Source organism: Serratia montpellierensis (assembly GCF_020858655.1).
Taxonomy (GTDB): Bacteria; Pseudomonadota; Gammaproteobacteria; order Enterobacterales; family Enterobacteriaceae; genus Serratia; species Serratia montpellierensis.
In genome coordinates this window covers 314175-316000 of sequence record NZ_VOSN01000013.1, presented here as the reverse complement: position 1 = coordinate 316000, position 1826 = coordinate 314175, and the positions used below count along the sequence as shown (strand labels likewise).

2 protein-coding genes are annotated in these 1826 nt (G+C 51.6%); both read left to right on the top strand.

The annotated features are described in order from the left end of the window. Positions 1 to 1195 (top strand): VENN motif pre-toxin domain-containing protein (locus FUU19_RS13290; RefSeq protein ID WP_230507141.1); only part of this gene is annotated, 1195 nt, incomplete at its 5' end. Continuing rightward, complete coding sequence (locus FUU19_RS13285) at positions 1192 to 1557, top strand: hypothetical protein (RefSeq protein WP_230490927.1); 366 nt, start codon at positions 1192 to 1194, stop codon at positions 1555 to 1557. The genes FUU19_RS13290 and FUU19_RS13285, both read left to right, overlap by 4 nt. Positions 1558 to 1826: the final 269 nt, after the last annotated feature.

The window sequence follows — 1826 nt, the reverse complement described above, 5'->3', positions numbered from 1 at the left end:
GCAGCGGGCATACGACAACGCGATGCGGCAATACGGCACCGGCAGCGACCTGCAGAAGGCGGCGCAGGCGGTAACGGGGGCGCTGACGGCGCTGGCGGGCAATAACCTGGCGGGTGCGCTGGCGAGCGGCGCTTCGCCGTACCTGGCGACGGAAATCAAGAAACGGGTTGGTGAAGAGAATATCGCTGCCAATGCGATGGCGCACGCGGTGCTGGGCGCGGTGACGGCGCAGCTGAACAACCAGTCGGCCGCGGCAGGCGGACTGGGTGCCGGCGGCGGGGAACTGACGGCGCGCTACATTGCCGGGCAGCTGTTCCCGGGCAAAACGGCAGAGCAGCTGAGCGAAAGCGAAAAACAGCAGGTGAGCGCACTGAGCCAGTTGGCCGCAGGGCTTGCAGGCGGGCTGGCGACGGGGGATACTGCGGGGGCGGTGACCGGCGGGCAGGCTGGCAAGAATGCGGTGGAGAATAACTCGTTGTCGGGAGATAAGGCGCGGGAGTCTGTTAAACAGGCCGCCGAATCTCTGAAAAATCAGGTTAGGGAAAAGCTGGGTGAAGGCACCACTTCTGCTATCGCGAACGCAATTATCAATGGCCTTGCTGATACGGGGGATGCAGCACTAGGCTCGGCGGACTACGCCGCTGATGCTGCAATGGCACTGGCTTCATGTGCTGCGGGCGACAGCTACTGCAGCAAGGCGATGAGCGACCTGGCCGGGAAGAATCAGGCAGTGGCGGATACCGTTACTGCCCTGATGCAAAGCGAAACCTGGTCAGCGGTGAAAGACACGTTAGTTCAGGCATCTGAAGGGAATCAGGCCGCACTGGAAGCAACGGGAGGGTTGATTGCTGGAATCATCCTTCCAGGTAAGAAAGTTCCACATACGCCTAATGCCGGAGCTGTAGGGAATATGAGTGAATTCCTTAAGCAACCAGGCTTTGGTAGTGAAATCAAAGAACTATCCAAAAAAACCAGTAAGCAATATCAGGGGCAAAGTGTCTATCAGGCAAATAAGCCCGTAGGTAATTATATTCAGAAAGGTGATCAGTTTTATTTAGATGCTAAACATAAGGATCATATAGAGGTCTTTGATAGTACAGGAACAAAGGTAAGGGCTGTCCTTAATCTCGATGGTTCCTTTAATGATGCAAAAACTAAAGCTGCCAAAGCTGAAGGTAGAAGGTTGCCAAAATGATTGATATCAGTATGTTGGATAAGTTTAAAGATAGCTACTTGGAGCTATTAAAGCAGAAGGCAGGAAAAGAGCTTGATATGGATAATCTTTATTTGGAAAAGGATTTTTCAATAGTTGATAGTATCCAGAATAGCATGAAAAATCTTAACTTAACAATTGAGTTATTTATTAATGCAAAAGAAAAAAGCGATGAACTAGCAATGCAAGCAGCCTTACTGCGTATATCAACTTTTTTATCTGGGATATATGGGGTTTTTTATCAAACTGCTGAGGATCTCGACAGCTTTTTCAAACTTCCTAATGGGATATCTTTCCCGGAAAATTATAAAATCCCAGAGCATTACAACTATCCTATTAAATAAAACCAACCCCGGCCAGTTGGCCGGGGCGCTGCTGCTCAGTGTCAGCTCCGGCAACAGCTCATGGGGAAAAGTGATGTTCATGCGGCGCCCTCCGTGGTGGGGGCGATGCGGATGATCAACTGCCCCGGCTCAGTTAACACTTTGATCCTCTGCCCGGTGGTAAAATTCGGTGGCTTTAGGTATTACCCTGCAGGCGAAAACGATGTGAGTCTCGCTCTTCGAGCAAAAGCAGGACGATCTGAGAGTGATGCTGTCGGGTATCTTGGGCG